Source organism: Pseudomonas sp. o96-267 (genome assembly GCF_003935465.1).
Taxonomy (GTDB): Bacteria; Pseudomonadota; Gammaproteobacteria; order Pseudomonadales; family Pseudomonadaceae; genus Aquipseudomonas; species Aquipseudomonas sediminis.
In genome coordinates, this window is the sequence record NZ_RHQP01000089.1 from 1 (window position 1) to 1,236 (window position 1,236).

Here is a 1,236-nt window from a genome sequence, read left to right on the forward strand (position 1 = left end):
TGTAGTGGTCAACCCATCCCGGACAGTGGGTTAAGTTTTTCCTCGGCCACCGCAGGCGGTAGCCCATCGTTGAATTGATGTGGCCTGACCCAGTTGTAGCGATGCATCAGGTAGTGGCTGATGTCCCGTTGTGCCTCCTGGGCTGTCAGGTAACCGGTCGGCGGAACCCACTCCGACTTCAGACTCCGGAACAACCGTTCCATCGGTGAATTGTCCCAGCAGTTACCTCGACGGCTCATGCTCTGTTCCATCCGATATCGCCACAACCGCTGCCGAAACAGGCGGCTGGCGTACTGGCTGCCCTGATCGGAATGAAACAGCACCTGCTGCGGTTTGCCTCGTTGCTCGTAGGCCATATCCAGCGCCTTGATGACCAACTCCGCATCCGGCTTGGCGGAGAATGCCCAGCCAATTACTCGTCGTGCATGCAGATCCAGCACCACCGCTAAGTAATTCCAGCGGCCTTGCGCCCAGATGTAGGTGATGTCGCCGCACCACACCTGATTGGGGCGCTCAGTTGTGAACTCACGGCTCAGCCGGTTCGGGATATCTGGCCATTCAACCGTAGCCTGCTTGTACGCGTGCGAGCCTGGTTGTTTGCTGACCAGGCCCAACTCGCGCATTAACCGACGCACGCGAAAGCGGCCAATGCTTACGCCATCCTCACGCAGCATGCCCAGAATGCTTCGGCTACCAGCCGATCCTCGACTCTGGTTGAACAGCTGATTGACCTGACTGCGCAGGGCAACCCGGCGTGCATCAACACGGCAGCGCCGTAGACGATGGGCGTAGTAGCAAGACCGCACCACATCGAAGGCTGAACAGACCACTTCCACCGACTCCCGCTCACTCAACTGGTCTATCAGCGCGTACGATTGAACTCGTCCGACATCAAGAGAGCGGTAGCCTTTTTTAGGATCGCTTTCTCCCGTTCCAGTCGGTCGATCCTGGCTTCCAGCTCTTGGATTTTCTGCTGTTCGGGAGTCAATGCTTTGCTCTTCGGGGTAACGCCCTGGCGCTCCTCTTGGAGCTGTTTCACCCAGCGACGAAGCGCCGATTCAACCAGCCCCAGCGAGCGGGCTGCTTCGATATGGCTGTAGCCCTGATCGAGCACCAGGCCAGCGGCCTCTCGTTTGAACTCGGGCGTAAAGGAACGACGTTGCTTGGTCATCAGACACCTCTCTATGGCGAGCATTCTCGCCCTAAATGGGTGTCCGGGATCAGTAGACCACTACA

1 protein-coding gene is annotated in these 1,236 nt (G+C 58.2%); it reads right to left on the minus strand.

Annotation, left to right across the window (positions count from 1 at the left end):
• Positions 1-8: 8 nt before the first annotated feature.
• Positions 9-1,171 (minus strand): IS3 family transposase gene (locus tag EGJ86_RS24855; RefSeq protein WP_125836944.1). Its coding sequence is split into 2 segments (ribosomal slippage): positions 9-916 and positions 916-1,171, totalling 1,164 coding nucleotides; the frame shifts between segments, so codons are not numbered across the junction.
• Between the last annotated feature and the right edge of the window lie 65 nt (positions 1,172-1,236).